At 43.9% G+C, this 424-nt stretch carries 1 protein-coding gene; it reads right to left on the bottom strand.

What is annotated here, in order from left to right; all coding sequences use genetic code 11:
* Positions 1-424, bottom strand: a 424-nt coding sequence (locus tag K5R64_RS13090) for a hypothetical protein (RefSeq protein WP_220764058.1), incomplete at both ends; no start/stop codon positions are given.

Here is a 424-nt window from a genome sequence, read left to right on the forward strand (position 1 = left end):
TGTTACCACACCTGCACTTACTGAACCAGTACTAGCGCCAAAACAACTAGCATCGGTTTTAGAAGAAGCTCCTAGTGCTAAAGCAGTGGCAGGTTGTCCTACAGTTACCGAATTAGATTGAGACGAACAGTTGTCTGTTACTGTAAGTGTATAAGTTCCAGCAGGAAGATTAGAAACAGTAGCAGTAGTTCCCACTTCAGTATTCGAAGCATTTTTCCAAGAGTACGTTACTGTTCCTACAGCACCCGTTACAGCACCCGCAGTAACAGACCCGGTACTTGCCCCAAAACAACTAGCATCGGTTTTAGAAGAAGCTCCTAGTGCTAAAGCAGCGGCAGGTTGTCCTATCGTTACCGAATTAGATTGAGACGAACAGTTGTCTGTTACTGTTAGTGTATAAGTTCCAGCAGGAAGATTATTTACA

This window comes from Flavobacterium sp. UMI-01 (assembly GCF_019656315.1).
Lineage (GTDB): Bacteria > Bacteroidota > Bacteroidia > Flavobacteriales > Flavobacteriaceae > Flavobacterium.